Source organism: Pseudomonas sp. T8 (assembly GCF_024610635.1).
GTDB classification, from domain to species: Bacteria; Pseudomonadota; Gammaproteobacteria; order Pseudomonadales; family Pseudomonadaceae; genus Aquipseudomonas; species Aquipseudomonas chlororaphis_I.
On record NZ_CP102374.1, the window covers coordinates 2978840 to 3004529 of the forward strand.

General features: G+C 64.2%; 25 protein-coding genes. 11 read left to right on the plus strand and 14 right to left on the minus strand.

Translation table 11 applies throughout. From position 1 onward, the window contains the following. The first annotated feature begins 215 nt into the window (after positions 1 to 215). The 3 genes from dapE to NRG23_RS13375 all read left to right on the plus strand — a co-directional run bounded on the left by dapE (position 216) and on the right by NRG23_RS13375 (position 2637). Positions 216 to 1367, plus strand: coding sequence for a succinyl-diaminopimelate desuccinylase (gene dapE, locus NRG23_RS13365; protein WP_053268449.1), 1152 nt, complete (start codon positions 216 to 218; stop codon positions 1365 to 1367). Next, entirely contained in the window at positions 1367 to 2176 is an 810-nt protein-coding gene (locus NRG23_RS13370) for a putative RNA methyltransferase (RefSeq protein ID WP_038630709.1), read from the plus strand. Before dapE ends, NRG23_RS13370 begins: the two co-directional genes overlap by 1 nt. A gap of 83 nt (positions 2177 to 2259) precedes the next feature. Next, positions 2260 to 2637, plus strand: coding sequence for a hypothetical protein (locus NRG23_RS13375; protein WP_007927921.1), 378 nt, complete (start codon positions 2260 to 2262; stop codon positions 2635 to 2637). 94 nt (positions 2638 to 2731) lie between these two features. Here NRG23_RS13375 and NRG23_RS13380 read toward each other — a convergent pair whose 3' ends face one another. Then, entirely contained in the window at positions 2732 to 2941 is a 210-nt protein-coding gene (locus tag NRG23_RS13380) for a cold-shock protein (RefSeq protein WP_007927922.1), read from the minus strand. A 244-nt stretch (positions 2942 to 3185) separates the two neighbouring features. Between NRG23_RS13380 and plsB the strand changes: the two genes are divergently transcribed. The 3 genes from plsB to NRG23_RS13395 are packed head-to-tail and all read left to right on the plus strand — an operon-like array spanning position 3186 to position 6858. Next, the gene (gene plsB / locus NRG23_RS13385) at positions 3186 to 5690 is read left to right on the plus strand and encodes a glycerol-3-phosphate 1-O-acyltransferase PlsB (RefSeq protein ID WP_009047198.1); all 2505 of its coding nucleotides are present in this window, start codon (positions 3186 to 3188) and stop codon (positions 5688 to 5690) included. Positions 5691 to 5742: 52 nt separating this feature from the next. Further along, a complete protein-coding gene (locus NRG23_RS13390) occupies positions 5743 to 6141 on the plus strand; it encodes a YbaY family lipoprotein (RefSeq protein WP_041985752.1) in 399 nt (132 codons plus the stop codon). 27 nt (positions 6142 to 6168) lie between these two features. Beyond that, complete coding sequence (locus NRG23_RS13395; RefSeq protein ID WP_009047196.1) at positions 6169 to 6858, plus strand: DUF4197 domain-containing protein; 690 nt, start codon at positions 6169 to 6171, stop codon at positions 6856 to 6858. A gap of 115 nt (positions 6859 to 6973) precedes the next feature. Here NRG23_RS13395 and NRG23_RS13400 read toward each other — a convergent pair whose 3' ends face one another. Continuing rightward, positions 6974 to 10039 carry an efflux RND transporter permease subunit gene (locus tag NRG23_RS13400; protein ID WP_009047195.1) on the minus strand — a complete coding sequence of 1022 codons (3066 nt, stop codon included), beginning with the start codon at positions 10037 to 10039 and terminating at the stop codon, positions 6974 to 6976. A 6-nt stretch (positions 10040 to 10045) separates the two neighbouring features. Beyond that, the gene (locus NRG23_RS13405; RefSeq protein WP_028681754.1) at positions 10046 to 11146 is read right to left on the minus strand and encodes an efflux RND transporter periplasmic adaptor subunit; all 1101 of its coding nucleotides are present in this window, start codon (positions 11144 to 11146) and stop codon (positions 10046 to 10048) included. A gap of 93 nt (positions 11147 to 11239) precedes the next feature. On the opposite strand from NRG23_RS13405, the gene NRG23_RS13410 reads away from it, so the two are divergent. Then, positions 11240 to 11884, plus strand: coding sequence for a TetR/AcrR family transcriptional regulator (locus tag NRG23_RS13410; RefSeq protein ID WP_028681753.1), 645 nt, complete (start codon positions 11240 to 11242; stop codon positions 11882 to 11884). Positions 11885 to 11980: 96 nt separating this feature from the next. On the opposite strand, the gene NRG23_RS13415 is transcribed toward NRG23_RS13410, so the two are convergent. Continuing rightward, entirely contained in the window at positions 11981 to 12763 is a 783-nt protein-coding gene (locus NRG23_RS13415) for a class I SAM-dependent methyltransferase (RefSeq protein WP_028681752.1), read from the minus strand. A gap of 94 nt (positions 12764 to 12857) precedes the next feature. Between NRG23_RS13415 and NRG23_RS13420 the strand changes: the two genes are divergently transcribed. Next, positions 12858 to 13478 (plus strand): energy transducer TonB, encoded by a 621-nt coding sequence (locus NRG23_RS13420; RefSeq protein ID WP_257374743.1) that lies wholly within the window; start codon positions 12858 to 12860, stop codon positions 13476 to 13478. Between the two features lie 14 nt (positions 13479 to 13492). Here the strand turns inward: NRG23_RS13420 and NRG23_RS13425 are convergent, their stop codons facing one another. The 7 genes from NRG23_RS13425 to ppc all read right to left on the minus strand — a co-directional run bounded on the left by NRG23_RS13425 (position 13493) and on the right by ppc (position 20750). Further along, positions 13493 to 14185 (minus strand): extensin family protein, encoded by a 693-nt coding sequence (locus tag NRG23_RS13425; protein WP_257374746.1) that lies wholly within the window; start codon positions 14183 to 14185, stop codon positions 13493 to 13495. A gap of 16 nt (positions 14186 to 14201) precedes the next feature. Next, the gene (locus NRG23_RS13430) at positions 14202 to 15029 is read right to left on the minus strand and encodes an oxaloacetate decarboxylase (protein ID WP_257374747.1); all 828 of its coding nucleotides are present in this window, start codon (positions 15027 to 15029) and stop codon (positions 14202 to 14204) included. Between the two features lie 33 nt (positions 15030 to 15062). Continuing rightward, positions 15063 to 15923: a DUF72 domain-containing protein gene (locus NRG23_RS13435; RefSeq protein ID WP_038630694.1), complete on the minus strand. Its 861-nt coding sequence runs from the start codon at positions 15921 to 15923 to the stop codon at positions 15063 to 15065. Further along, entirely contained in the window at positions 15923 to 16225 is a 303-nt protein-coding gene (locus NRG23_RS13440) for a hypothetical protein (protein ID WP_009047187.1), read from the minus strand. The genes NRG23_RS13435 and NRG23_RS13440 overlap by 1 nt, the downstream gene beginning before the upstream one ends. A gap of 184 nt (positions 16226 to 16409) precedes the next feature. Continuing rightward, on the minus strand, positions 16410 to 17084 hold the full coding sequence (gene tsaB, locus NRG23_RS13445; RefSeq protein ID WP_257374748.1) for a tRNA (adenosine(37)-N6)-threonylcarbamoyltransferase complex dimerization subunit type 1 TsaB: 675 nt from the start codon (positions 17082 to 17084) through the stop codon (positions 16410 to 16412). 98 nt (positions 17085 to 17182) lie between these two features. Beyond that, positions 17183 to 17830, minus strand: coding sequence for an adenylate kinase (gene adk, locus NRG23_RS13450; RefSeq protein WP_009047185.1), 648 nt, complete (start codon positions 17828 to 17830; stop codon positions 17183 to 17185). 289 nt (positions 17831 to 18119) lie between these two features. Beyond that, positions 18120 to 20750 carry a phosphoenolpyruvate carboxylase gene (ppc, locus tag NRG23_RS13455; protein ID WP_028681746.1) on the minus strand — a complete coding sequence of 877 codons (2631 nt, stop codon included), beginning with the start codon at positions 20748 to 20750 and terminating at the stop codon, positions 18120 to 18122. A gap of 240 nt (positions 20751 to 20990) precedes the next feature. Between ppc and NRG23_RS13460 the strand changes: the two genes are divergently transcribed. From NRG23_RS13460 to NRG23_RS13470, 3 genes are all read left to right on the plus strand, one after another. Continuing rightward, on the plus strand, positions 20991 to 21335 hold the full coding sequence (locus tag NRG23_RS13460; protein ID WP_009047183.1) for a hypothetical protein: 345 nt from the start codon (positions 20991 to 20993) through the stop codon (positions 21333 to 21335). A 286-nt stretch (positions 21336 to 21621) separates the two neighbouring features. Next, the gene (locus NRG23_RS13465; RefSeq protein WP_009047182.1) at positions 21622 to 22035 is read left to right on the plus strand and encodes a DUF4398 domain-containing protein; all 414 of its coding nucleotides are present in this window, start codon (positions 21622 to 21624) and stop codon (positions 22033 to 22035) included. A gap of 53 nt (positions 22036 to 22088) precedes the next feature. Beyond that, a complete protein-coding gene (locus NRG23_RS13470; RefSeq protein ID WP_009047181.1) occupies positions 22089 to 22877 on the plus strand; it encodes an OmpA family protein in 789 nt (262 codons plus the stop codon). 109 nt (positions 22878 to 22986) lie between these two features. Here NRG23_RS13470 and NRG23_RS13475 read toward each other — a convergent pair whose 3' ends face one another. The 3 genes from NRG23_RS13475 to NRG23_RS13485 all read right to left on the minus strand — a co-directional run bounded on the left by NRG23_RS13475 (position 22987) and on the right by NRG23_RS13485 (position 25658). Next, positions 22987 to 23313 carry a hypothetical protein gene (locus NRG23_RS13475; protein WP_023969761.1) on the minus strand — a complete coding sequence of 109 codons (327 nt, stop codon included), beginning with the start codon at positions 23311 to 23313 and terminating at the stop codon, positions 22987 to 22989. After that, a complete protein-coding gene (locus NRG23_RS13480; protein WP_101281874.1) occupies positions 23310 to 24227 on the minus strand; it encodes an alpha/beta hydrolase in 918 nt (305 codons plus the stop codon). Before NRG23_RS13480 ends, NRG23_RS13475 begins: the two co-directional genes overlap by 4 nt. Before the next feature lie 153 nt (positions 24228 to 24380). Further along, positions 24381 to 25658, minus strand: a complete 1278-nt coding sequence (locus tag NRG23_RS13485) for a flavohemoglobin expression-modulating QEGLA motif protein (protein ID WP_009047178.1) — start codon at positions 25656 to 25658, stop codon at positions 24381 to 24383. Between the last annotated feature and the right edge of the window lie 32 nt (positions 25659 to 25690).

Consider the following 25690-nt stretch of genomic DNA (forward strand, 5'->3'; position numbering starts at 1 on the left):
ACGGCGGCCTCTGGCCGCCGTTTTGCTTTAAGATATCCGCCATTTTGCGCGCCTTGCCCGCCGCCGCCTCTGTAGGAGCGAGCTTGCTCGCGATGGATATCAAGAATAACGCGCAGCCCCTGATGCACTGCGCCGCTCTTGCGTCCATCGCGAGCAAGCTCGCTCCTACGGAGAAAGAGCAGCGCCTGACCTTGCCCCTGCTTCGGAGTTTCCCCATGACGGCCCACGCCGACCTTTCGCCGACCCTGCAACTCGCCTGTGACCTGATCCGCCGCCCGTCGGTGACGCCGGTCGACGCCGACTGCCAGAAGCTGATGATGCAGCGCCTGGGCGATGCCGGCTTCAAGCTGGAGCCGATGCGCATCGAGGATGTGGATAACTTCTGGGCCACCCACGGCAAGCACGAAGGCCCGGTGCTGTGTTTCGCCGGCCACACCGACGTGGTGCCCACCGGCCCGGTCCAGGCCTGGCAGAACGACCCGTTCGACGCGTTGATCGACGAGCACGGCATGCTCTGCGGGCGCGGCGCGGCGGACATGAAAGGCAGCCTGGCGGCGATGCTGGTGGCGACCGAGCGTTTCGTCGCCGACTACCCGGACCACAAAGGCTCGGTGGCTTTCCTGATCACCAGCGACGAAGAAGGCCCGGCGCACCACGGCACCAAGGCCGTGGTCGAGCGCCTGGCGGCGCGCAAGGAGCGCCTGGACTGGTGCATCGTCGGCGAGCCGTCGAGCACCAGCCTGGTCGGTGACGTGGTCAAGAACGGCCGTCGCGGCTCCCTCGGCGCCAAGCTCACGGTGCGCGGCGTGCAGGGCCACGTGGCCTACCCGCACCTGGCCAAGAACCCGATCCACCTGGCCGCCCCGGCCCTGGCCGAACTGGCTGCGGAGCATTGGGACGACGGCAATGCCTTCTTCCCGCCGACCAGCTTCCAGATTTCCAACCTGAATTCCGGCACCGGCGCGACCAACGTGATCCCCGGCGAGCTGGTGGCAGTGTTCAACTTCCGCTTCTCCACCGAATCCACGGTTGAAGGCCTGCAACAGCGCGTGGCCACCATCCTCGACAAGCACGGCCTGGACTGGCATGTGGAGTGGGCGTTGTCGGGCCTGCCGTTCCTCACCGAGCCGGGCGCCCTGCTCGACGCGGTGTCGGCCAGCATCAAGGACGTCACCGGCCGCGAGACCAAAGCCTCCACCAGCGGCGGCACCTCCGACGGGCGCTTCATCGCCACCCTCGGCACCCAGGTGGTCGAGCTGGGCCCGGTCAACGCCACCATCCACCAGGTCAACGAGCGGGTGCTGGCCAGCGATCTCGACGTGCTGACCGAAATCTACTACCAGACCCTGATCAAGTTGCTCGCCTGATGCTTGCCTGCCCTATCTGCGCGGCGCCCCTGAGCGCCGTCGACAACGGTGTCGTGTGCCCGGCCGGGCACCGCTTCGACCGCGCCCGCCAGGGTTACCTGAACCTGCTGCCGGTGCAGCACAAGAACAGCCGCGACCCGGGCGACAACCAGGCCATGGTCGAAGCCCGCCGCGACTTTCTCAATGCCGGCCATTACGCCCCGGTGGCCAGGCGCCTGGCCGAACTGGCCGCCGAGCGCGCCCCGCAGCACTGGGTCGATATCGGTTGCGGCGAGGGTTACTACACCGCACAGATCGCCCAAGCGCTGCCCCAGGCGGACGGTTATGCCCTAGACATCTCCCGGGAAGCGGTCAAGCGCGCCTGTCGCCGTGCCCCGCAGCTGACCTGGTTGATCGCCAGCATGGCCCGGGTGCCCCTGGCCGATGCCAGCTGCCAGTTCCTCGCCAGTGTCTTCAGCCCGCTGGACTGGCAGGAAGCCAAGCGCCTGCTCAGCCCTGGCGGCGGCCTGATGAAGGTCGGGCCGACCAGCGGTCACCTGATGGAATTGCGCGAGCGCCTGTACGACGAGGTCCGCGAATACACCGACGACAAACACCTGGCGCTGGTGCCCGCGGGCATGGCGCTGCAACACAGTGAAACCCTGGACTTCAAGCTGACGTTGAGCAATCCGCAGGATCGCGCCAACCTGCTGGCCATGACGCCCCACGGCTGGCGCGCCAGTGCCGAACGCCGAGCCAGCGTGATCGAGCAGGCCGAGCCCTTCGAGGTCAGCGTGTCGATGCGCTACGATTACTTCGTTCTGCAATAACCCATCAATCCACGGCCTCGAGCAGCGACTCGAGGCCGAATAAATCCGCGAATGGATTTTTCAGACCCGCAGTGAGGACATCCATGCGCCAACCGGATATCGAGATTTACCTGAAAGACGCCGACGTCGACCACAAGGCTATCGCCGCCTGGCTCGGCGCAGCCCTGGGCCCGTGCAGCGACTGGGTGCAGAAAGGCCAGACCTACAAATGCAAGGCCGGCAGCGTGCCGGTGACCTGGCTGCCGAAAGCCGTGGGCAAGTGGAACAGCCTGTACCTGGAAAGCGACCAGACGCCGTGGGACGACGACATCGCCTGTGCCCGCGCCGCCTTCGCCGCGCTGAACGTCGAAGTGCGCTGCGCACCGGGCAGTTGGGTCGAGGAAGAAGGTGAAGAATCGGCCGACCGCTGGATTCGCATCAGTGCCGACGGGGAAGAAGAGATTACCTGGCGTACCGCCTGATTCCGATTACTGTAGGAGCGAGGCTTGCCCGCGATAGCGTTTTACCTGACACAACGCTATCGCGAGCAAGCTTCGCTCCTACAAGGCACAACGCTTACAAGCCCACTACATCCTCAGCCTGCAACCCCTTCTGCCCCTCTACCACGGCGTATTCAACCTGCTGCCCTTCGGTCAGCGAGCGGTGGCCTTCACCACGAATAGCACGGTAGTGGACAAATACATCGGCACCACCTTCACGCTGAATGAAGCCGTAGCCCTTGGCGTCGTTGAACCACTTCACGCTGCCGGTCTCGCGAGTTGCCATCAATCCATCCTCCGTCTTTTTATTATCAGTCGGCTTACTGAAACGAAGCCGTGAGAACTTTCGCCTGGACCTGGGTTTCTATTGATGGGGCCCACATGCCCAGGCGTCAGTCGGGCGAGTATATGACAGGCACAAAAACTCTCAACTCAATCTTGTTTGCCGCTTTTTTGCCGATTTTCGGTGAATCCGGCACACTAGCCGCCCCGAGCAACTGCTCGGTTTTTTCCACTAAAGCAGAAGCAGTATGACCCGCTCCCCGTTCCGCCGTCTTGTGTTTGGCACCTTGCGCCGACTGTTGTACCTCTGGGTTCGCTCGGAGACGATCAACCAGTCGTCCTTCACCCTCAACCTCGACCGCAGTCGCCCGGTGTTCTACGTCCTGCAAAACCCTTCGCTCACCGACCTCGCCGTGGTCGATACCGAGTGCACCAAGGCCGGGTTGCCGCGCCCGGTGCTGCCGGTCTCGGTGGGCAACCTGCTGGAACCCGCCGCATTCTTCTACCTGACCCCGGCCCCGGACTGGCTCGGCCGCCAGGACAAGCGCGGCGCGCCACCGACCCTGACCCGCCTGGTCAGCGCCCTGAGCCAGAATGCCGCCGAAGACGCGCAGATCATTCCGGTCAGCGTGTTCTGGGGCCAGTCGCCAGACAGCGAGTCGAGCCCGTGGAAACTGTTGTTCGCCGACAGCTGGGCGGTCACCGGGCGCCTGCGCCGGCTGCTGAGCATCATGATTTTGGGCCGCAAGACCCGGGTGCAATTCTCCGCGCCGATCCACCTGCGCGAGCTGATCGAGCACAACAAGGGCCACGAGCGCACCGTGCGCATGGCCCAGCGCATCCTGCGGGTGCATTTCCGCAACCTGAAGGCCGCGGTGATCGGCCCGGACATTTCCCACCGCCGCAACCTGGTCAAGGGCCTGCTGAACCAGCCGCTGGTCAGGCAGGCGATCCTCGACGAAGCCGAACGGGAAAAGATCTCCCCGGAAAAAGCCAAGGCCGTGGCCCTGCGCTATGGCAACGAGATCGCCTCGGACTACACCTTCACCGCGATCCGCTTCCTCGAAGTGGTGCTGAGCTGGTTCTGGAACAAGATCTACGACGGGATCAAGGTCAACCACATCGAAAGCGTGCAGAAAGTCGCCCCCGGTCACGAAGTGATCTATGTGCCCTGCCACCGCAGCCATATCGACTACCTGCTGCTGTCCTACCTGCTGTTCCGCAACGGCCTGACCCCGCCGCACATCGCCGCCGGGATCAACCTGAACATGCCGGTGATCGGCAGCCTGCTGCGCAGGGGTGGCGCGTTCTTCATGCGCCGCACCTTCAAGGGCAACCCGCTCTACACCTCAGTGTTCAACGAATACCTGCACACCCTGTTCACCAAGGGTTTCCCGGTGGAGTACTTCGTCGAAGGCGGACGCTCGCGCACCGGGCGCATGCTGCAACCGAAAACCGGGATGCTGGCCATCACCCTGCGCAGCTTCCTGCGCTCCTCGCGCATGCCGATCGTCTTCGTGCCGGTGTACATCGGCTACGAGCGCGTGCTGGAAGGCCGCACCTACCTGGGCGAACTGCGCGGCGCGAGCAAGAAGAAAGAGTCGATCTTCGACATCTTCAAGGTCATCGGCGCCCTCAAGCAGCGCTTCGGCCAGGTGGCGGTGAACTTCGGCGAGCCGATCAAGCTGGCCGAGTTCCTCGATCAGGAACAGCCGGGCTGGCGCGCCCAGGAGCTGGGCCCACAGTTCAAGCCGGCCTGGCTCAACGAAACCACCAACCGCCTGGGGGAAAAAGTCGCCCAGCACCTGAACGAAGCGGCGGCGATCAACCCGGTCAACCTGGTGGCCCTGGCGCTGCTCTCCACCAGCCGCCTGGCCCTCGACGACCGTGCCATGGCCCGGGTCCTGGACCTGTACCTGGCGCTGCTGCGCAAAGTCCCCTACTCGCCCCACACCACCCTGCCGGAAGGCGATGGCCGGGCCTTGATCGAACATGTGAAGGACATGGACCTGCTGTCCGAGCAGAGCGATGCCCTGGGCAAGATCCTCTACCTGGACGAGCAGAACGCCGTCCTGATGACCTACTACCGCAACAACGTGCTGCACATCTTCGCCCTGCCGGCGTTGCTGGCGAGCTTCTTCCAGAGTTCGTCGCGCATGAGCCGCGAACAGATCCTGCGCTACACCCGCGCGCTGTATCCCTACCTGCAGTCGGAGCTGTTCATCCGCTGGTCCCTGGACGAGCTGGACGGGGTGATCGACCAGTGGCTGGAAGCCTTCGTCGAGCAAGGCCTGCTGCGCTTCGAGAAGGACCTGTACCTGCGTCCGGCGCCGAGTTCACGGCACTTCGTGCTGCTGACCCTGCTGTCCAAGAGCATCGCCCAGACCCTGCAGCGCTTCTACATGGCCATCTCGCTGCTGCTCAACAGCGGCCAGCGCAGCATCAGCGCCGAAGAACTGGAAGACCTGTGCACGGTCATGGCCCAGCGCCTGTCGATCCTGCATGGCCTGAATGCCCCGGAGTTCTTCGACAAGAGCCTGTTCCGCCACTTCATCCAGACCTTGCTGGAGCAGGACGTGCTGCGCCGCGACGAAGCCGGCAAGCTGAGCTACCACGAATTGCTCGGCGAACTGGCCGAAGGCGCCGCCAAGCGCGTGCTGCCGGCGGAGATTCGCCTGTCGATCCGCCAGGTGGCCCTGCACCGCAGCGAAGATGCCGCCGAGCAGGTCGCCGCCCCGCAACAAAGCGACTAGATTCTTATCGGCGCCAGGCGGTTTCTGGCGCCTCCCGATACGGAGATCCATCATGAAAAAGCTCACCCTGCTCGCCCTTACCACCCTGCTCGGGGCCTGTAACAGCATGCAACCTGCCAGCAACGCCAGCCTCGACGGCGAAGTCTTCTACCTGCAACGCATCGCCCTGCCGCCAGCCGCCACCCTCAGCGTCAGCCTGCAGGACGTGTCGCTGGCCGACGCCCCCGCGGTGGTGCTGGCCGAACAGAAAGGCCCGGTCAAAGGCCAGGTGCCGCTGCCCTTCCACCTCAGCTACGACCCGGCCCAGGTCAAACCCGGGCACCGTTATTCGGTCAGCGCGCGGATCGAGCTGGCCGGCAAACTGCTGTTCGTCACCACCGAGCACAACGGGGTGAAACTCGACGGCAGCGACCCGCAACCGCTGAAAATCCGCGTCGACGCGGCTCGTTAATCCCTTTTCTTGAACAAGGAAGCTGCCATGCTCCGTTCTTCCCTTCGCTTCACCAGCCTGTGCGCCGGCCTGTTGATCTCCGCCAGTGCCCTGGCGCTGTCCCTCGGCGACCTGTCGCAGCAAGATGCCACCGGCGGCCTCAAGGACGCCCTGACCCAGGGAGCCCAGGTCGCGGTCAAACAGCTGGGCACCGCCGGCGGTTTCAGCAATAACCCGGACGTGCGCATCGAGTTGCCGGGCAACCTCGGCAAAGTGGCGAAGAAAATGAAGCAGTTCGGCATGGGCGCCCAGGTCGAAGAACTCGAGAGCAGCATGAACAAGGCCGCCGAGGCCGCTGTGCCGCAGGCCCAGGCGCTGCTGGTGGATGCGGTGAAGAAGATGAGCGTGGAGGACGCCAAGGGCATTCTCAGCGGTGGCAAGGATTCCGCCACCCAGTACCTGAGCAAGACCAGCCGCGAGCAGATCCGCGTGAAGTTCCTGCCGATCGTCAAGCAGGCCACCGACCAGGTGGGCCTGGCCAAGCAGTACAACGCCTTCGCCGGCCAGGCCGCCACCCTCGGCGTGCTGGATGCGAAGAACGCGAATATCGAAGGCTACGTGACCGAACAGGCGCTCAACGGCCTGTTCGAGATGATCGGCAAGCAGGAGGCGACCATTCGCGAGAACCCGGCGGCAGCGGCCACCAGCCTGGCGAAGAAGGTGTTTGGTACTCTGTAACCCCTACCTGTAGGAGCGGCCGGTCGACGCTCGATTGCCCGCGATGGCCTCACCGCGGTGTGTCTGGCACACCGTGGCGTCTAGATCGCGGGCAAGCCTCGCTCCTACAGGCGAATCAGGTTTTCTTGACCCTGAACCACGCCGCATACAGCGCCGGCAAGAACAGCAGGGTCAGCGCCGTCGCCACAATCAGCCCACCCATGATCGCCACCGCCATCGGCCCGAAGAACACGCTGCGTGACAGCGGGATCATCGCCAGCACCGCCGCCAGCGCGGTCAGCACGATCGGCCGGAAGCGCCTTACCGTCGCTTCGATGATTGCCTGCCACGGCTTGAGCCCGGCGGCGATGTCCTGCTCGATCTGATCCACCAGGATCACCGAGTTGCGCATGATCATCCCCGACAGCGCGATGGTCCCGAGCATGGCCACGAAGCCGAACGGCTGGCGGAACACCATCAGGAACAGGGTCACGCCGATCAGCCCCAGCGGCGCGGTGAGGAACACCATCGCCGTGCGCGAGAAGCTGCGCAGTTGCAGCATCAGCAGGGTCAGCACCACCACGATGAACAGCGGCACGCCGGCCTTCACCGAGTTCTGCCCACGGGCCGAGTCTTCCACGGTGCCGCCGACGTCCAGCAGGTAACCGTCCGGCAGTTCGGCGCGGATCGGCTCGAGGGTCGGCAGGATCTGCTGCACCAGGGTCGCCGGTTGTTCCTTGCCATAGATGTCGGCACGCACGGTGACGTTCGGCAGGCGGTTGCGGTGCCAGATGATGCCTTCCTCGAAGCCGTACTCCAGGGTCGCGACCTGCGACAGCGCCACGCTCTTGCCGTTGTCGGTGGGCACCGCCAGGCTCGACAGCAGCGACAGCTCGGTACGTTCATGCAAGGTCCCGCGCAGCAGGATCTCGATCAACTCGTTGTCTTCGCGGTACTGGCTGACGCTGGAGCCGGTGAGCGAGCTTTGCAGGAACTTCGCCAGGTTGGCCGTGCTCACGCCCAGGGCCCGCGCACGGTCCTGATCGATATTGAGGTAGACCACCTTGCTCGGTTCTTCCCAGTCCAGGTGCACGTTGGTCACATGGGGGTTCTCGCGCACCTTGGCTGCCACCTTGCGCGCCAGGGCCCGCACTTCTTCGATGTGCTCGCCGGTGACGCGGAACTGCACCGGGTAACCCACGGGCGGGCCGTTCTCCAGGCGGGTGACCCGCGAACGCAGGGTCGGGAACTGTTCGTCGAGGGTTTCGATCAGCCAGCTGCGCAGGCTTTCCCGCTCCTCGATGGTCTTGGCCAGCACCACGAACTGGGCAAAACTCGCCGCCGGCAGTTGCTGGTCCAGGGGCAGGTAGAAACGCGGCGAACCGGTGCCGACGTAAGCCACGTAGTTATCGATGCCGGCGTGCTCCTTGAGCATCGCCTCCAGGCGCTTGACCTGATCGGCGGTGTTGCTCAGGGACGCGCCCTCGGCCAGCTTCAGGTCGACCATCAGCTCCAGCCGCCCGGAAGCCGGGAAGAACTGCTGCGGCACGAAGCGGAACAGCATCACCGAGGCAATGAACAGCAGCACGGTCAGGGCGATCACGGTCTTGCGCCGGCGCACGCACCATTCCACCATCCGCCGCACCCGCTGATAGAACGGCGTGCCGTACGGATCGGGCTGGCCGTCACCGTTGCCGTGCTTGGCCGCATGCAGCTTGGCCAGGTCCGGCAGCAACTTCTCGCCCAGATAGGGCACGAACACCACCGCGGCGATCCACGAAGCCAGCAGGGCGATGGTCACCACCTGGAAGATCGAACGGGTGTATTCGCCGGTGCCGGACTGCGCCGTGGCAATCGGCAGGAAACCCGCGGCGGTGATCAGGGTACCGGTGAGCATCGGGAACGCGGTGCTGGTCCAGGCGTAGCTGGCGGCCTTGAGCCGGTCGTAGCCCTGCTCCATCTTGATCGCCATCATCTCCACCGCAATGATTGCGTCGTCCACCAGCAGGCCCAGGGCCAATACCAGCGCGCCGAGGGAGATCTTGTGCAGGCCGATCCCCAGGTAATACATGGTGGCGAAGGTCATCGCCAGCACCAGCGGAATCGCCAGGGCCACCACCATGCCGGTGCGCACACCGAGGGAAAAGAAACTCACCAGCAGCACGATCGCCAGGGCTTCCACCAGCACCTGGACGAACTCGCCGACGCCGGTCTTCACCGCGGCCGGCTGGTCGGAGACCTTGCGCAGCTCCATGCCGGCGGGGAGGTTTTTCTGGATCCGGGCGAACTCCAGTTCCAGCGCCTTGCCCAGCACCAGGATGTCGCCGCCGTCCTTCATCGCCACCGCCAGGCCGATCGCGTCCTGGCCCATGAAGCGCATGCGCGGCGCCGGCGGATCATTGAAGCCGCGGCGCACGTCCGCCACATCGCCGATCCGGAAGGTGCGGTCGGCCACCCGGATCGGGAAATTGCTGATCTGCTCGACGCTCTGGAAATTACCGGACACACGCAATTGCAGGCGCTCGCTGCTGGTCTCGAAGAAACCGGCGGTAGACACCGCGTTCTGCTCCTCCAGGGCCTGCTGCACCGCTGCCAGCGGTAGACCGAGGGTCGCCAGCTTGACGTTCGACAGTTCGATCCAGACTTTCTCGTCCTGCAGGCCCAGCAGCTCGACCTTGCCCACGTCCTTGACCCGCTGCAGCTGGATCTGGATGCGGTCGGCGTAATCCTTGAGCACCGCGTAGTCGAAACCGTCGCCGGTCAGCGCGTAGATATTGCCGAAGGTGGTGCCGAACTCGTCGTTGAAGAACGGGCCCTGGATACCCGGCGGCAAGGTATGGCGGATATCGCTGATCTTCTTGCGCACCTGATACCAGAGCTCGGGGATCTGGTTCGAGTGCATCGAGTCGCGCGCCATGAAGGTCACCTGGGACTCGCCCGGGCGGGAAAACGAGACGATGCGCTCGTACTCGCCGGTTTCCATCAGCTTCTTTTCAATACGCTCGGTGACCTGCCGGGAAACCTCCTGGGCCGTGGCGCCCGGCCAGTTGGTGCGGATCACCATGGCCTTGAAGGTGAAGGGTGGGTCTTCGCTCTGGCCCAGCTTGGTGTAGGACAACGCCCCGACAATGGCCAGCAACAGCATCAGGAACAGCACGATCTGGCGGTTGCGCAACGCCCATTCGGAAAGATTGAAACCCATCGGGGATTACTCCTTGGCCGCCAGATTGACCACGCGGTTGGAGCGATCCACCGGGCGCACCTGCTGCCCCTCATGGAGCACATGCACGCCAGCCGCCACTACCCAGTCACTGACCCCAAGGCCCTCGAGCACCGGCACGCTCTTCTCACCGAAGGCACCGAGACGCACCGGGGTCTTTTTCAGGGTGTTGTTGGCGTCGACCCGCCAGACATAGGCGGCGCCGTTTTCCGCGGTCACCGCCGACAGCGGCACCGACAACGGCACACTGGCCGCGGCCTGGATGAACACCCGGGCGCTCTGCCCCAGTTCGGCCGGAACCTTGCCGGCGGTAAAGGCGATGCGGGCGGCGAAGGTACGGGAGCGTGGGTCGGCGGCCGGCGACAGCTCGCGGATCTGCCCGGCGAAACGCTGGTCGGGCTGGCTCCACAGTTCCACCGACACTGGCTGGCCGATGTGGAAACGACCGAAACCCTGCTCCGGCAGGCTGATCAGCACTTCCCGCTCGCCGTCGGTGGCCAGGGTAAAGACGGTCTGGCCGGCGGCAACCACCTGGCCGACCTCCACCGTACGCCGGGCCACGACGCCATCCTGGGGCGCGCGCAGCACGGCGTAGCCGGCCTGGTTGCTGGCCACGTCGAACTCGGCCTTGATCTGCTTGAGCCGGGCCAGGCCCGAGCGATACAGGTTCTCGGCGTTGTCGTACTGGGAACGGCTGACCAGTTGCCGATCCATCAGGGTCTTATAGCGGTCGCGCTCGGAACGCACCAGGTTCAGGTTGGCTTCGGCCGCTGCCACCTGGGCCCGGGTGGCTTCCAGTTGCAGCCGCACGTCCTGCGGATCGAGCTCGGCCAATGGCTGGTCGGCTTTCACCCGCTGCCCCTCATCGACCAGTCGTCGGCTGACCTTGCCCCCAATCCGGAACGCCAGGTCCGGTTCGTAACGCGCGCGGACCTCGCCAGGGTAGCTGTCCATGGCCTGTGCCGCGGGCTCTGGCTGCACCACCATGGCTGGGCGAATGGTGGTTTGCGCCGTTTCTTCATGTCCGCACGCGGACAGCAGAACGGCCAGGCTGACAGGCAACGCGAGGGGTAAGGCATAGCGGAACATGGTGAGGGACCTTTCGCTAAGGGTGCTTCGAATAATTATACTGGCGGGTATGTTATTAATAGCAAACTCACCAGTCCAGTATTAAAGCGAAGAATGTCCGACAATCTTTCCACCTCAAACGGCCCCGGCCGCCCCAAGGATCTGGCAAAACGCCAGGCCATTCTCGAAGCCGCGAAAACGCTGTTCCTGAGCAATGGCTACGCCAGCACCAGCATGGACGCGGTGGCTGCCGAAGCCGGTGTTTCCAAGCTGACGGTGTACAGCCATTTCAACGACAAGGAGACACTGTTCTCCTCCGCGGTAATGGCCAAGTGCGAGGAGCAGCTGCCGACGCTGATCTTCGAGCTGCCTGCCGGCATGCCGATCGAAAGCGTGTTGCTGAACATAGCCCGGGGCTTTCACCTGCTGATCAACAGCGAAGAATCCTTGAACCTGCATCGCCTGATGCTGGCCCTGGGCAGCCAGGACCCGAAGCTCTCGCAGATCTTCTTCGAGGCCGGCCCCCTGCGTATGCTGCAAGGCATGGAGCGGCTGTTGGCCCGGATCGACCAGAGCGGTGCCCTGAGCATCGACAAACCGCGTAATGCCGCCGAGCATTTCTTCTGCCTGCTCAAGGGCACGGCGAACTTTCGCCTGCTCTACGGCTGCGGCGAGCCGCTGAGCGATGAAGACGCCGAGGAGCATGTGCGGGAAGTGGTGGGATTGTTCATGCGCGCGTATCGGCCGGAGCCGGCCTGACAGCCATTGCGAGCAAGCTCGCTCCTACAGGGATGGTACAAGCCTCTGTAGGAGCGAGCTTGCTCGCGATTGAAGGCCCAGAGGGCCTTCCCGTTATCAGGCCTTGAGCGCCTTCTTCGGATAGATATCGTAGCGGCTGGATTTGCCATCCAGCGCATGGCTCGGCTTGGGGCCGGCGATGCACGGCGCCTTGCGCGGGCGCTTGACCACCACCCGGTGGCTGGCCAGGGCCAGGGCGGCCTCCAGCAGCGCCGGGGCATCCGGATCGTCTCCGACCAGGGGGCGGAACAGGCGCATTTCCTTTTTCACCAGCGCGGTCTTTTCCCGATGCGGGAACATCGGGTCCAGGTAGATCACCTGGGGCGGCTCGCCCTCCCAGTTGCGCATCACCTCGATCGAGTTGCCTTTGAGCAAGTGCATGCGCGCCACGATCGGCGCCACCTCGAAATCCTCTCCCGCCCGGGCCAGGCCGTCTTCCAATAAGGCGCCGATCAATGGCTGGCGCTCGATCAGGCTCATCTCGCAGCCCAGGCTGGCCAGGACGAACGCATCCTTGCCCAGCCCCGCCGTGGCATCCAGGATCCGCGGACGCACGCCCTGGGCGATCCCCACCGCCTTGGCGATCATCTGCCCGCTACCGCCACCGTACAGCCGCCGATGCGCCGCGCCGCCTTCGACAAAGTCCACGCGCACCGGCCCTGGCGCGTCGGCGCCGAGCTGCTGCAGTTGCAAGCCCTGCTCGCCGACCTGCAGGGCGAACTCCGCCTCGTCGATCTGCAATGGCAGCCCCAGTCGCTCGGCCCAGTGCGCCGCCTGCGGCTGGAATGCATCGGCCAAGGCCTCGACTTTGATGCGGCAGGCCGCTGGTTGCTCACTCATCTGAAAACACGCTCAAAAAATTAATGATCGGCAAAAACTGCCGATAAAAGAACTATCCGGCATTTTGCCAGAGCTGAGCGTCGACCCGAGAGAAATGTCAGACATTCGAAGCCTATCCATTGGCGTCATATCGCCCCACGGCGATTACGGCCTCAAAAATTCCCAGGCACTGAGCGGCGTCAGCCATCTGTGGCAGGATTTTTTTGCCCAGGCGCTGGCCGAGCAACGCGGCGATGGCACGAAGGTCACTGACGACAATTCTCTGGTGGCAGTGGACGGCCCGACCGAACCCCATGGCGGCAGCGACCTGCTGACGCAAATCGTTACCCAGCGCCATTGCGACGTCCAGGACACCGAGATCCGCCCGCCGGAGCCGCTGTTCCTGCCGATCGCCGAGTTCGAAATGGACCTGCTGGACAAACCCTTTCCGCCCTTCCCGCCTGAAGAAATCGTCGCCCAGCAACGCCAGCAAGACTTCGAAAGCGGCTGGGTACGCCCCATTGTCCTCAATGCCGGCCAGCCCCTGCCCGAGCCGAGCCCGGCGCCGCAACCACGGCCGTTGCACCTGCCGATCGCCGAATTCGAAATGGACCTGCTGGACAAACCCTTTCCGCCCTTCCCGCCGGAAGAGCTTATCGAGCAGCAGAAACAGTTCGATTTCGATACCGGCTGGGCGCGTCCGCTGATCCTGCAGAACCTGCGGATCGCCGCCTAAACCTCAAGCCGGTTTCATCGACAGATCCACCAGGGCCCCACATCCAGGTGGAAGTGGTTGCGATGGGCGGCGTTGTAATCCGGACTCAGCACCACTTGGAACGCATCGCAGGCCCCGTCGCGGGCCAGGCGCAGAAAACGCGCGTCCGCCCCCTCCCCCGGCCAGTCTTTTAGCACGCTGATATGGCGACCGTCGGCCAGGCGAAAACCCGAGATATCCAGGGCATCGGCCGTCGCATGCTGGCTGCGGAAACCGTTTTCGCGGCTGTACATGTTGCGGCAGGCAAAGCTGCCCAGATGCTCGATGCGGCTTATTCTCTGCCCGTAAACGGCCTGGGCCGCGGGTTGCAAAGCATGGTACTGGTACAGGGCAAAGGCCAGCGGGCAACTGGCGAGGAAGCTGCTGCTCAGGGCGATATCCCCGCCCTGCACGCGCAGGACATTGCGCAGTGGGCAGTCGGCGTCCGGGCGGCTGTCCTGCTGCCGGGCCACCCGCAAGCCGGAGTCGCGCAATACCTGATCGCACAACTGCGGGTCAGCGCGCAGGCGCATCAGTTTGAAGCGGGTCAACAGATTGGGCGGCTCCCTGACCTGCAAGGGCGCCCAGGGATTCCAGGCCGCGGGCAGTGGCAGCCAGCCACGCCAGACACTCACCAGCCCGGCCGCGACCAGCAACGAAAACAGCAACAACAGCCTGCCCGCTCGCACACTGGCTCCCGGCCGCTCAGCCCTTGAACAAGCCGTTGATCTGCGCGAACGGCAAGGCCTGGTCGGCAAAGTGGAAGCTGCCGTGGTCACGAATTTCCTGCGCCGCCTGATAGAAGGCGCCATAGGCGGCCCGCGCCAGGGCCGAACCGACGCTGATCCGCTTCACCCCCAGCTCGCTCAGTTGCGCCACGGTCAATTTCAGGCCGCCCGACATCAGCACGTTGACCGGCTTCGGCGCCACCGCCCGGACCACCGCGATGATTTCCTCGGCCGAGCGCAGCCCGGGCGCATACAACACATCGGCGCCGGCCTCGGCATAGGCTTGCAGGCGGCGAATGGTGTCCGGCAGATCCTGGCGGCCATGCAGCAGGTTCTCCGCCCGCGCGGTAAGCACAAAGGGAAAAGGCAATTGCCGCACCGCGGCGACCGAGGCCTCGATACGCTCGACCGCCAGCTTGAAGTCGTAGATCGGAGCATCGGCCCGGCCCGTGGCGTCTTCGATGGAGCCGCCCACCGCTCCGCGGGCGGCCGCTTGGCGCAGGGTCCGGGCACAGCCTTCGGGGCTGTCGGAAAAACCGTTTTCCAGGTCCACCGCCACCGGCAGATCGCTGGCCCCGACTATGGCGCGAACGTTGCCCAGGGTGTCCTCCAGGGACAAGGCGCCTTCAGCGTCGGGGCGGCCCAGGGAGAACGCGAAACCGGCGCTGGTGGTCGCCAGGGCCTCGAAGCCGAGGCTGGCCAGCATCTTGGCGGAGCCTGCATCCCAGGGGTTGGGAATCACGAAGGCCCGATCACGCTCATGCAGGGCCTTGAAGGTTTGGGCTCGAAGGGTTTGCGCATCCATTGGCGGCCTCCTGGGCAGGGAAATGATCCCGCCTCAGAGCAAGCCGAGTTGCTCCGCGGCGGGCTCTCTGTATAGCTCAGGCAAGGCCGGCAATCCAGGCAGGCGCTGCATCAGGCGCGCGTGGAAACGCCGCGCCAGCTCGGCGGCCAGGCGGTTATCGGCGGTGTGCAGGAAGATGTAGGGGGTTCGCCCTTCCTCGATCCAGCCGGCGACCTTGTCGATCCAGGGCACCAGGAACGGGTCGTTGGCCTCGAGCTGCGGATGGCCGATAAAGCGCACCTGGGGAAACTGGGTGAAGGCGGCCGGGCGCGGCGGCACCTTGGGTTTCTTCGATTGCGCATGGAGCACCGACGGCTCGCTGGAAGTGCAACTGAACAAGGCGCGCGGGTCGAGGCAGATGCGCTCCACGCCACGATCCAGCAGCAGGCGATTGAGCATGCGCTCGGCATCGCCCTTGGCGAAGAAGTCCCGATGCCGAACTTCCACCGCCAACGGCCGCTCCAGGCCGTCGATAAAGCCCGCCAGCTCGGCCAGGCGTTGTGGCGTGAAGCTCGCAGGCAGTTGCAGCCACAACGGCGAAACCCGTTCGCCCAGCGGGCTGAGCAATTGCAGGAAGCTCTCGGCCGCGCCCAGTTGCTCGCGCAAGTCGCCGCCATGGCTGATATCGCCGGGAAACTTGGCGGTGAAGCGGAAATGTTCCGGCATGGTCTGCGCCCAGCGCTGCACCGTGGCCTCGGCGGGGCGCGCGTAGAAGGTGGTGTTGCCTTCCACGGCATTGAAGACCTGGCAATACAGGCCGAGAAAATCCGTCGGCCGCGCGCTTTCCGGGTACAGGTACTCACGCCAGGCGTTTTCGCTCCAGGAAGGACAACCGAGGTAATAAGGCAGCAACATCAGATGTGCAGGTCGAGACCCACCACTTCCATATCCCAATCGACGAAACCGGCGGTGGTCAGGTAGCTGGCCAGGGCGTTGGCGACGCTTCTTTTCATGGCGCGCTGGAAGATCATGTCCTGTGGACGGGCGGGAAGATTGCTGGTGCGCCCGGCAGAAGCCTGGGAGCGCGCCTGGGCAGGAGTCTCGGGTTGGACTTCGACGGCATCTGCGTCCTCGAGGGAGTCGTCCAGCAGCACGCTGCCTTTGCGAGGCTTGCGCTTGATGGGGTAGGACTGAGAGGAAATGCCGTCTATGCGCATAAATACATGCCCGATATCAATGATGGCAATTTAGCGGCACCTAGCCGACTACGCAAATGCCCGAGTGATAACTAGAACACAGAAAATGCAAAAGGTTTAAAAGCCGCCGGAAACTGCCGCGAAAACCTGACGATTGGCACGCTCATCGCACGGACTCATGCTGGCAGACGGCCCTGGAGCGCGGTCAGCGCGCCTTGGGCGTCGCCACCTTGTCCCGCAGGTACACCGGTTGCGCCTCATCCGCCGGGATCGCCTCGCCGCGTTCCCAGGCAAAGCGCGCCAGGGTCAGCAAATCTTCGGCATGGGGCAGCATACCCGCATCCTGGCCGCTGAGTTCGACGCCGATACGCTCGGCATAGCCCCAGCCGGTGCCCGCGCCGAACCAGGCGCCGCTGGCGTCCGCCGGCAATGCGGCGGCTTCCGGCGGCAACACCGCTTCGGCCCCGGCCAGGCGCATCTCGCCAGCCACTTCGCGGTAGCAGCCCCAGTAGACCTCATCCATCCGCGCATCGATGGCGGCGGCCACCTGGGTCGCACCGTGTTCGCGCAAGGCCCGCTGCGCCAGCACCGCCAGGTTCGACACCGGCAGCACCGGGCGCTCGAGGGCGAAGGCCAGGCCCTGCACCACGCCAATGGCGATCCGCACCCCGGTAAAGGCCCCCGGCCCACGACCGAAGGCAATGGCATCGACGGCCAGCAGGCTGATGCCGGCATCGGCCAGCAGCGTCTGGATCATCGGCAGCAGCTTCTGCGCATGCAGGCGCGGGATCACCTCGTAATGGCTCGTCACCTTGCCGTCGTGCAGCAAGGCAACCGAGCAGGCTTCAGTCGCGGTGTCCAGGGCCAGCAAGGTGCTCATCGATGTTTCCATAAGGCAGAGGGAGTTGAAAAAAGTGACGCATTATAAACAGCAACGGCCCGCAAGCGGGCCGTTGAAGATGAAGCCGGTACGACTGGTCAGCTCAGCGCTTCGAGCACCTTGCTGGTGATCGACTCGACCGAACCGACGCCCGCGATGTGGCTGTACTTCGGCTTGCCCTGATTGGCGGCCAGGCCTTGGTAGAACTCCACCAGCGGCTTGGTCTGGGAGTGGTAGACCGACAGGCGATGACGCACGGTTTCTTCGGTGTCGTCTTTACGCTGGACCAGGTCTTCACCGGTGATGTCGTCTTTACCGGCGATTTTCGGCGGATTGTAGACAGTGTGGTAAACGCGGCCCGAGGCTTCGTGTACGCGGCGACCGGCGATACGCTGGACGATCTCTTCGTCGTCGACGGCGATTTCGACCACGTTATCCAGCTCGACGCCGGCCTTGACCAGCGCTTCGGCCTGAGGAATGGTGCGCGGGAAGCCGTCGAACAGGAAACCCTTGGCGCAATCGGCCTGGCTGATGCGTTCCTTGACCAGGTTGATGATCAGGTCATCGGAGACCAGGCCACCGGCGTCCATCACACTCTTGGCTTTCAGGCCCAGCTCGGTGCCGGCCTTGACCGCTGCGCGCAGCATGTCGCCGGTGGAGATTTGCGGAATGCCGAATTTTTCGGTGATGAACTTTGCCTGAGTACCTTTACCGGCCCCGGGAGCTCCCAGCAGAATTACGCGCATCGATGTGCTCCTCAATTTTTTATTTAGAAACGCTCGGATTCGCCTCGTGGGGCCAATCTCGGAAATGGGATAGTGGCCGCCCAAACGGCCAAAGGCTGATCAAGATACACAGCCGACACAGCGCACACAAGCAGCCGAAAGTCGGAGCAACCCGCCGACTTTATGCCCTGGCGACAGGGTGTTGCTGGTCGCAACCCCATAACAAAGTGTCGCCTGGCGACGGTCGCCAGCCCTTTCGGGAGAGTGCTCGAAGTACCGCGCCAAGCCACTGAAAACCCCGGCAATTACCTTAGCCGGTATTGCGCAAACCGGCGGCAATCCCCGCCACAGACACCAGCAGCGCCTGTTCCACCGGGCTGTCCTGCGCGCCGTCCTGGCGCCGCGAACGGGCCAGCAGTTCGGCTTGCAATAGATGCAGCGGGTCCAGGTAGGTATTGCGCAGGCGAATGAACTCCAGGGTGTCAGGGCTATGTGCCAGTAACTGCGACTGGCCGGTCAGCCCCAAGACCACCGAACACGCCTGCGACAATAAGTCGCGTAAATGCGCACCCAATGGCAGCAGCGCCGGTTCGACCAATCGCTCGTCGTAGGAACGGGCGATATCCGCGTCGGCCTTGGCCAGCACCATCTCCAGCATGTCGATGCGCGTGCGGAAAAATGGCCACTGTTCGCGCATCTGCCCCAGCAACTCACCCTCCCCGCGCTCCAGGGCCTTGCTCAAGGCGGTTTCCCAGCCCAGCCAGGCCGGCAGCATCAGGCGCGTCTGGGTCCAGCCGAAAATCCACGGAATGGCCCGCAAGCTTTCGATGCCGCCGGCGCGGCGCTTGGCCGGCCGGCTGCCCAATGGCAGGCGCCCCAGTTCCTGCTCCGGCGTGGACTGGCGGAAATACTCGACGAACTGTGGGTTCTCCCGTACCACCGCGCGATAGGCCTTCACCCCGTCGTCGGCCAACTCGTCCATCAGGTCGCGCCAGGCCGGCTGCGGCAGCGGCGGTGGCAACAAGGTCGCTTCCAGCACCGCCGCCAGGTAGAGATTGAGGTTCTGCTCGGCGATGTCCGGCAGGCCGAATTTGAAACGAATCATTTCCCCTTGCTCGGTGGTGCGGAAGCGCCCCGCCACCGATCCCGGCGGCTGCGACAGGATCGCCGCGTGGGCCGGGCCGCCGCCACGCCCCACGGTGCCACCGCGACCGTGGAACAGCAACAGCTCGACCTGCTGCTCGCGGCAGATATCCACCAGTTTTTCCTGGGCCCGGTACTGCGCCCAGGCAGCAGCCGTGGTGCCAGCATCCTTGGCCGAGTCGGAATAACCAATCATCACTTCCTGCGGGCCCTGCAAGCGCGAGCGATAGCCCGGCAAAAGCAGCAACTGCTCGATCACCGGGCCGGCGTTGTCCAGGTCGGCCAGGGTTTCGAACAGCGGCACCACGCGCATCGGCCGCAGCACACCGGCTTCCTTGAGCAGCAGTTGCACGGCGAGCACATCGGAAGCGGCGCCGGCCATGGAGATGACATAGGAACCCAGCGAAGCCGCCGGGGCCGCGGCGACTTCCCGGCAGGTCGCCAGCACTTCGGCGGTATCGGCCGATGGCTTGAAGTAACCGGGCAGCAGCGGACGGCGGCTGCCCAGTTCGCGCATCAGGAAATCGATGCGCTCTTTCTCGCTCCAGTCGCCGTAGCGGCCCAGCCCCAGGTAATCGGTGATTTCGGTCATGGCCGCGGTGTGCCGCGAGGAATCCTGACGCACGTCCAGGCGCACCAGGAACAGGCCGAAGGTCACCGCGCGGCGCAGGCAGTCGAGCAACGGTCCATCAGCGATCACGCCCATGCCGCATTCGTGCAGGGACGCGTAGCAGAGCTCCAGCGGGTCCAGCAGCTCGCGGTTGTTCTGCAAGACCTGGGCTGTCGCCGGCACGCTACCGCTCAACGAGGCCTGGGCCCAGTTGCGGGTGGCCCGCAGGCGCTCGCGCAACTGCTTGAGCACCGCGCGATAGGGTTCGGCGCTGTCGCCGGCCAGGGTCCGCAACGCTGCGTTGGCCTGCTGCATGGACAGGTCGGCAGCCAGTTGATCGACATCGCGCAGGTACAGGTCGGCGGCCATCCAGCGCGCCAGCAACAGCACCTCGCGGGTCACCGCCGCGGTGACATTGGGGTTGCCGTCACGGTCGCCGCCCATCCACGAAGCGAAGCGGATCGGCGCCGCCTCCAGCGGCAAGTGCATGCCGGTGGCCGCATGCAGGGCCTGGTCGGCCTTGCGCAAATAGTTGGGGATGGCCTGCCACAGCGAATGCTCGATCACCGCGAAGCCCCACTTGGCTTCGTCCACCGGGGTCGGCCGGGTACGGCGGATTTCTTCGGTGTGCCAGGCTTCGGCGATCAGGCGCTGCAAGCGGGTCTGGATCTGCGCGCGTTCGGCCGAGGTCAGGTCGCGATGGTCCTGGGCGGCCAGTTGCGCGGCGATGGCATCGTATTTCTGGATCAGCGTGCGGCGCGCGACTTCGGTAGGGTGCGCGGTCAGCACCAGTTCGATCTCCAACCGCCCCAACTGCCGGGCCAGCGCCTCGGCGCCATGGCCTTCGGCCCGCAGGCGCGCCAGCAGTTCCGGCAGCACCCGCGACTCGAACGGCGCCGGCTGCGACTCCTCGCGACGGTGAATCAACTGGTACTGCTCGGCAATGTTGGCCAGGTTGAGAAACTGGTTGAACGCCCGCGCCACCGGCAGCAGTTCGTCCTCGCTGAGCTGGTTGAGGCTGGCGCTGAGTTCGGCATCCAGCGAACCGCGCCGGTCGGCCTTGGCGCCCTTGCGAATCTGTTCGATCTTGTCGAGGAAACCCTCGCCATACTGTTCACGAATGGTGTTGCCCAACAGCTCACCCAGCAGGTGAACATCTTCGCGCAAGCGCGCATCAATATCGGTCATCTACCTGTTCTCCAGCGGACTCGGGGCTCCTGCTAAGCCCCAAGAGTGCCGCCAGCACATGGCTATTAGCAAGGGCGGTCTTGGCGCGAACGGCTCCGGGCAAGGCCGGCGCACGACGAAGCGCCTTTAAACCTTGCGCGATGGAGCTAGTCTCAAGAGTAAGCCGCACAACGGCTTAGCGCCGGCACAGGCCGGTCACTCACCAGGCCCTGCCACAAGCAGGTGTTCATTGAGGTTGCCATGAAAATCCGTGAGCTCGCGCAACACTGGGAAGAAAACGCCAAGGGTCGCCTGACCAAGACCGGCTACACGATCTACCTGGATGTCGAAGCCGCCGCACGCCTGGCGGCGATTTCCGAGATGTACCCCAAGCGCCGGACCGAGGAACTGCTCGGCGAACTGATCGGGGCTGCCCTGGAGGAACTCGAAACCAGCTTCCCTTATGTCCAGGGCCAGCATGTGGTCGCCACCGACGAGGAAGGCGATCCGCTCTACGAAGACATCGGCCCTACCCCGCGTTTTCTCGCCCTGTCGCGGCGTTATCTGCACGATATGTCGGCCCAGGCAGACGAGCAGAAACACTGATCCATCCCCGCATTTTTTCCCCGATAAAAGCGTTATTCCTGACCCCGGATCGGGTCAGGAGTACCCCTGCGCACGGCAAAAGTTCCTTATTTAGAGCCTTGTCCGCGCAGTCAGAAAATTTCCGGGCGATTGGCCATCTTCTCTGAACTATTCAAAAAAGCCTCGGGTCACAGCCAATAACCATCACTGGAACGGCCGTTTCATTTTCAACGCCCTCAGCATGTCGTCACTCAGCGTTACGGCGTCGGAACCGGGATGGATTTTGATGTTTTTCAGGAGTTATCCAATGGAGTTGAAGACCATGAAGATCAGCACTGCCAAATCCTCGTCCACCCCTCTGCGCGGGCTGAAACTGGCCGCGCTGGCTCTCGGTAGCAGCCTGGTCCTGGCCGGTTGCGCCGGTAATCCGCCGAGCGAGCAATACGCGGTGACGCAATCTGCGGTCAACAGCGCAGTCAGCGCAGGCGGTACCGAATTTGCCGCCGTGGAAATGAAATCGGCTCAGGACAAGCTCAAGCAAGCCGAGCTCGCCATGCACGACAAGAACTACGACGAAGCCCGGCGCCTGGCCGAGCAGGCCGAATGGGACGCCCGCGTCGCCGAGCGCAAGGCCCAGGCAGCCAAGGCCGAACAGGCATTGAAGGACTCTCAGAAAGGTGTTCAGGAACTACGTCAGGAAGGCATGCGCAGCGTGCAATGAGCCGCGGGCGCCGATTCCCACGTATTCGCAATCGATAAAAGGACGAAACCATTATGCGTAAACAACTGATGATCCCTGCCCTGTTGGCCCTGAGCGTGGCGCTGGCGGCATGCTCTACCCCACCTAACGCCAACCTGGAAAACGCCCGGACCAACTACTCCGCCCTGCAGGCCAATCCGCAGGCCACCAAGGTGGCGGCCCTGGAAACCAAGGACGCCAGCGAATGGCTGGACAAGGCCGACAAGGCCTACCTGAACAAGGAGGACGAAAAGAAGGTCGACCAACTGGCCTACCTGACCAACCAGCGGATTGAAGTGGCCAAGCAGACCATCGCCCTGCGCACCGCGGAAACCCAGCTCAAGGACGCCGGCGACCAGCGCGCCAAGGCGCTTCTCGATGCCCGCGACGCGCAGATCAAGCAACTGCAATCGAGCCTCAACGCCAAGCAGACCGACCGCGGTACCCTGGTGACCTTCGGTGACGTGCTGTTCGCCACCAACAAGGCCGACCTGAAGTCCAGCGGCCTGGTCAACATCAACAAGCTGGCGCAGTTCCTGCGCGACAACCCTGACCGCAAAGTGATTGTCGAAGGCTACACCGACAGCACCGGCAGCGCGGCTTACAACCAGTCGCTGTCCGAGCGTCGCGCCACTTCGGTACAGGTCGCCCTGATCAAGATGGGTGTCGATCCGGCACGCATCGTCGCCCAGGGTTATGGCAAGCAATACCCGGTTGCCGACAACGGCAGCGTTTCCGGGCGCGCCATGAACCGTCGCGTGGAAGTCACCATTTCCAACGACAACCAGCCGGTCGCGCCACGTTCGGCCGTCAGCGTCAACTAAGCCCGGCCCTGCGCACTCAACCGCGCAGCCAATAAAAAGCCCCGCCTTGATCGGCGGGGCTTTTTTATTGCGGCAAACGGATCGCGGCTTGCGCTGGCAAACCTTTCGGTCACTGCTCCAGCTTCGGGGTTTCCTGGCCCATGCAGCGCACGGCGCGCTTCTTGTTGTTGACCAGCACGCCGGTCAGGCCTTTCTGCTCGGTGTCGAACAGCACCAGCACGCCATCGATGCACTGCGCCACCTCGGCCGCCGGCTCCAGGGACACCTTGTAGTCCTCGCCGGGCACGGTCTTGAGCATGGTGAAATCGTTGAGCAGCAACGCATCCTCCGGCTTGGCAAAATGCAGGTAGCCGTAGTACCACAGGCACGCCACGGTGCCGAGGATGCTGCAGATACCGGTGATGATCAGGGGGATGGCGTTACGTTCTTCGCTCATTGCGGACTCTCTGGAGGTTCTACGACTGGATTCAAAGGTGCAGGGTAATTCGGGATTTCGCCCAGGCGGCGCAGGCCGTTGAAGTGCTGCGGGTCCTCAAGGTAACGCAACATCACCTGGCGCCAGACCGGGTCGGCGAAGGTCTGCACATGCCCGCCACGGGTCAGCTGCAGCACCCTGGGCGGGGGCGCAGCTTGATACAGACGGATGCCGTTGGAAAGCGGTACGAGGGGATCGTCGATGCTGTGGTAGATCAGCTTGGGCACGCCATCCAGGCGCGCGATGGCCTTGATCGCACTGTCGCCATCCGGCACCAGCCAGGACAGCGGCACCTGGAACGGCCAGGTCATCCAGGACGTGCTCAGGGCAAAACGACCCACCTCGCGGTAACTGGCCGGCACCCCGTCGAAGACAATGGCCTTGAGCTGGCGCTGGCGTTCCGGGTGCTGTTCCACCAGATAGTGGATGGCCAGGGCGCCGCCCAGGCTCTGGCCCAGGACAATCAGCGGCTTGCCCTGGACCTCGGGCGCCCGGTCCAGCCACTGGAAGGCCGCGTCGACGTCCTGGTAGATCGCCGGCAGGCTCGGTTTGCCTTGCGACACCCCGTAGCCACGGTAGTCCACCAGCAGCACCTGGTAGCCCTGCTCCGGCAACCACCAGCTGCCGCCGAGGTGCCCGGACAGGTTGCCGCCATTGCCGTGCAGGTGCAGCACCGTGCCCTTGACCGGCACCCCGGCCTTGGCCGGCAGCCACCAGCCGTGCAGGCGCGTGCCGTCGGCGGCGCTCAGGGTGACGTCGCGGTAGTCGAGCCGGGCCTTGTCCGGGGTGAACGGCAAACCGCGCTCGGGATAGAACAGCAGCGAGCTGCAACCGCTCAAGGCCAGTAGCAGGCAGACAATGCTGAGGACTCGCATCCGTTTGAAGCCTCACGACAGGGGGTGGAAAGGGATACTTCTGGAGGAGCGAGGCTTGCCCGCGATAACCGATGGCGCGGTGACTCAGAAAAACCGCGGCGCCTTTATCGCGGGCAATCGAACGTCGACCGGCCGCTCCTACATGGGTATGCGTCAAAGGATGTTGGAGTAGTCCGCCTCGATCCGGTCCAGGCTCAGGTGGTTGAGGAAGTTGGAGAAACACATCCAGGCTGACAGCGCGTTCATGTCGCGGAACTGGTCCGGCAGGTACTTGGGCGGCACCACCAGGCCTTCGTCGACCAACTGGCGCAGGGTACGCATGTCCTCCAGGGTGGTCTTGCCGCAGAACATCAGCGGGATCTGCTCGAGCTTGCCCTTGCGCACGGCCAACTGAATGTAGTTGTAAACCATGATGAAGCCCTTGAGATAGGACAAGTCTTTGGTGAATGGCAGGCCCGTCGGCACCGAACCACGGAACACCCGGCTGGCGTTGCCATAACTTTCGGCCATTTCGAAACCCTGCTCGCGGAAGAACGCGAACACCTGCATGAAGTCCGCGCCCTCCTCCACCATGTGAATGGCGCGGGTGCGGTTGGTCAGCTTGCGCAGACGGCTCGGGTAGGAGGCAAAGGTGATGATCTCCATCAGGATCGCCAGGCCTTCCTGGGTCACGGTCGACGAGGGTGGGCCCTTGGACAGGAAGGTGCAGATCGGCTGGTTCAGGCCATTGAGGGTGGTGCCCACGTGCACCAAGCCTTCGTGGACTTCCAGGGCCCGCACATCGCGCTCGTTGAACATGGCGTCGGCGCGGATCTTGATGTAGTCGGCGCCGGCCGCCGCGTCGGCGACAATGCCGTCGGACTCGAAGACCCGGATGGTTTCCTCTGCCTCGCCGAACACCTTGTTCAGCCGGCTTTGCAGCAGGCTCACGGCTTCCTTGGCGCTCAGGGTCTTGGGTTCGTCCTTGAGGTCGCCACGGCCGTCGATGTTGTTCAGGTAATCCGAGAGCATCAGGCCCAGGTCGGCCAGGGTCGGGTCGCCGGCATGAAAAGCGTCGGAGGCCGCGCCGTAGAGCTCCTGGGATATCAGCCCGAAATCCTCGGTGCCACGGGCCTCGAGCATCCGCACCACCATGCGGTACTCCTTGCACATGCGCCGCATGATCTGCCCCACCGGGTTGAACTGGCCCAGTTGCCGGGTGATGTCACGCTCGATGTTCTGGAACTCCAGCTTCACCGCGCTGGAGTCGAAAGACAGCGGCCGGCCTTCGTAATAGGCGCGGTCCACCGCCGGCATTTCCTTACCGTTGGCCTTGAGGAAACCTTTGCGGATGTTGTCGTCCCACTTCACCGCATCCAGTACGCGGATCGGCGTCTGTGCCAGCACAATGCGATCGGACAAGGTGCGTATCGTCTGCTGGTAATCGTCCACCCCAAAACTCCCGTTAAAACGTCTGTACTGCG

Coding starts and splice junctions, on each gene's coding strand:
- NRG23_RS13430 (WP_257374747.1), bottom strand. CDS start 15,029: ATGGATGCGCAAACCCTTCGAGCCCAAACCTTCAAGGCCCTGCATGAG.
- NRG23_RS13390 (WP_041985752.1), top strand. CDS start 5,743: ATGAAAAAGCTCACCCTGCTCGCCCTTACCACCCTGCTCGGGGCCTGT.
- NRG23_RS13395 (WP_009047196.1), top strand. CDS start 6,169: ATGCTCCGTTCTTCCCTTCGCTTCACCAGCCTGTGCGCCGGCCTGTTG.
- NRG23_RS13380 (WP_007927922.1), bottom strand. CDS start 2,941: ATGGCAACTCGCGAGACCGGCAGCGTGAAGTGGTTCAACGACGCCAAG.
- NRG23_RS13460 (WP_009047183.1), top strand. CDS start 20,991: ATGAAAATCCGTGAGCTCGCGCAACACTGGGAAGAAAACGCCAAGGGT.
- NRG23_RS13440 (WP_009047187.1), bottom strand. CDS start 16,225: ATGCGCATAGACGGCATTTCCTCTCAGTCCTACCCCATCAAGCGCAAG.
- adk (WP_009047185.1), bottom strand. CDS start 17,830: ATGCGCGTAATTCTGCTGGGAGCTCCCGGGGCCGGTAAAGGTACTCAG.
- NRG23_RS13475 (WP_023969761.1), bottom strand. CDS start 23,313: ATGAGCGAAGAACGTAACGCCATCCCCCTGATCATCACCGGTATCTGC.
- NRG23_RS13470 (WP_009047181.1), top strand. CDS start 22,089: ATGCGTAAACAACTGATGATCCCTGCCCTGTTGGCCCTGAGCGTGGCG.
- plsB (WP_009047198.1), top strand. CDS start 3,186: ATGACCCGCTCCCCGTTCCGCCGTCTTGTGTTTGGCACCTTGCGCCGA.
- NRG23_RS13400 (WP_009047195.1), bottom strand. CDS start 10,039: ATGGGTTTCAATCTTTCCGAATGGGCGTTGCGCAACCGCCAGATCGTG.
- NRG23_RS13480 (WP_101281874.1), bottom strand. CDS start 24,227: ATGCGAGTCCTCAGCATTGTCTGCCTGCTACTGGCCTTGAGCGGTTGC.
- NRG23_RS13370 (WP_038630709.1), top strand. CDS start 1,367: ATGCTTGCCTGCCCTATCTGCGCGGCGCCCCTGAGCGCCGTCGACAAC.
- NRG23_RS13420 (WP_257374743.1), top strand. CDS start 12,858: ATGTCAGACATTCGAAGCCTATCCATTGGCGTCATATCGCCCCACGGC.
- NRG23_RS13375 (WP_007927921.1), top strand. CDS start 2,260: ATGCGCCAACCGGATATCGAGATTTACCTGAAAGACGCCGACGTCGAC.
- ppc (WP_028681746.1), bottom strand. CDS start 20,750: ATGACCGATATTGATGCGCGCTTGCGCGAAGATGTTCACCTGCTGGGT.
- NRG23_RS13410 (WP_028681753.1), top strand. CDS start 11,240: ATGTCCGACAATCTTTCCACCTCAAACGGCCCCGGCCGCCCCAAGGAT.
- NRG23_RS13415 (WP_028681752.1), bottom strand. CDS start 12,763: ATGAGTGAGCAACCAGCGGCCTGCCGCATCAAAGTCGAGGCCTTGGCC.
- NRG23_RS13405 (WP_028681754.1), bottom strand. CDS start 11,146: ATGTTCCGCTATGCCTTACCCCTCGCGTTGCCTGTCAGCCTGGCCGTT.
- tsaB (WP_257374748.1), bottom strand. CDS start 17,084: ATGAGCACCTTGCTGGCCCTGGACACCGCGACTGAAGCCTGCTCGGTT.
- NRG23_RS13435 (WP_038630694.1), bottom strand. CDS start 15,923: ATGTTGCTGCCTTATTACCTCGGTTGTCCTTCCTGGAGCGAAAACGCC.
- dapE (WP_053268449.1), top strand. CDS start 216: ATGACGGCCCACGCCGACCTTTCGCCGACCCTGCAACTCGCCTGTGAC.
- NRG23_RS13465 (WP_009047182.1), top strand. CDS start 21,622: ATGGAGTTGAAGACCATGAAGATCAGCACTGCCAAATCCTCGTCCACC.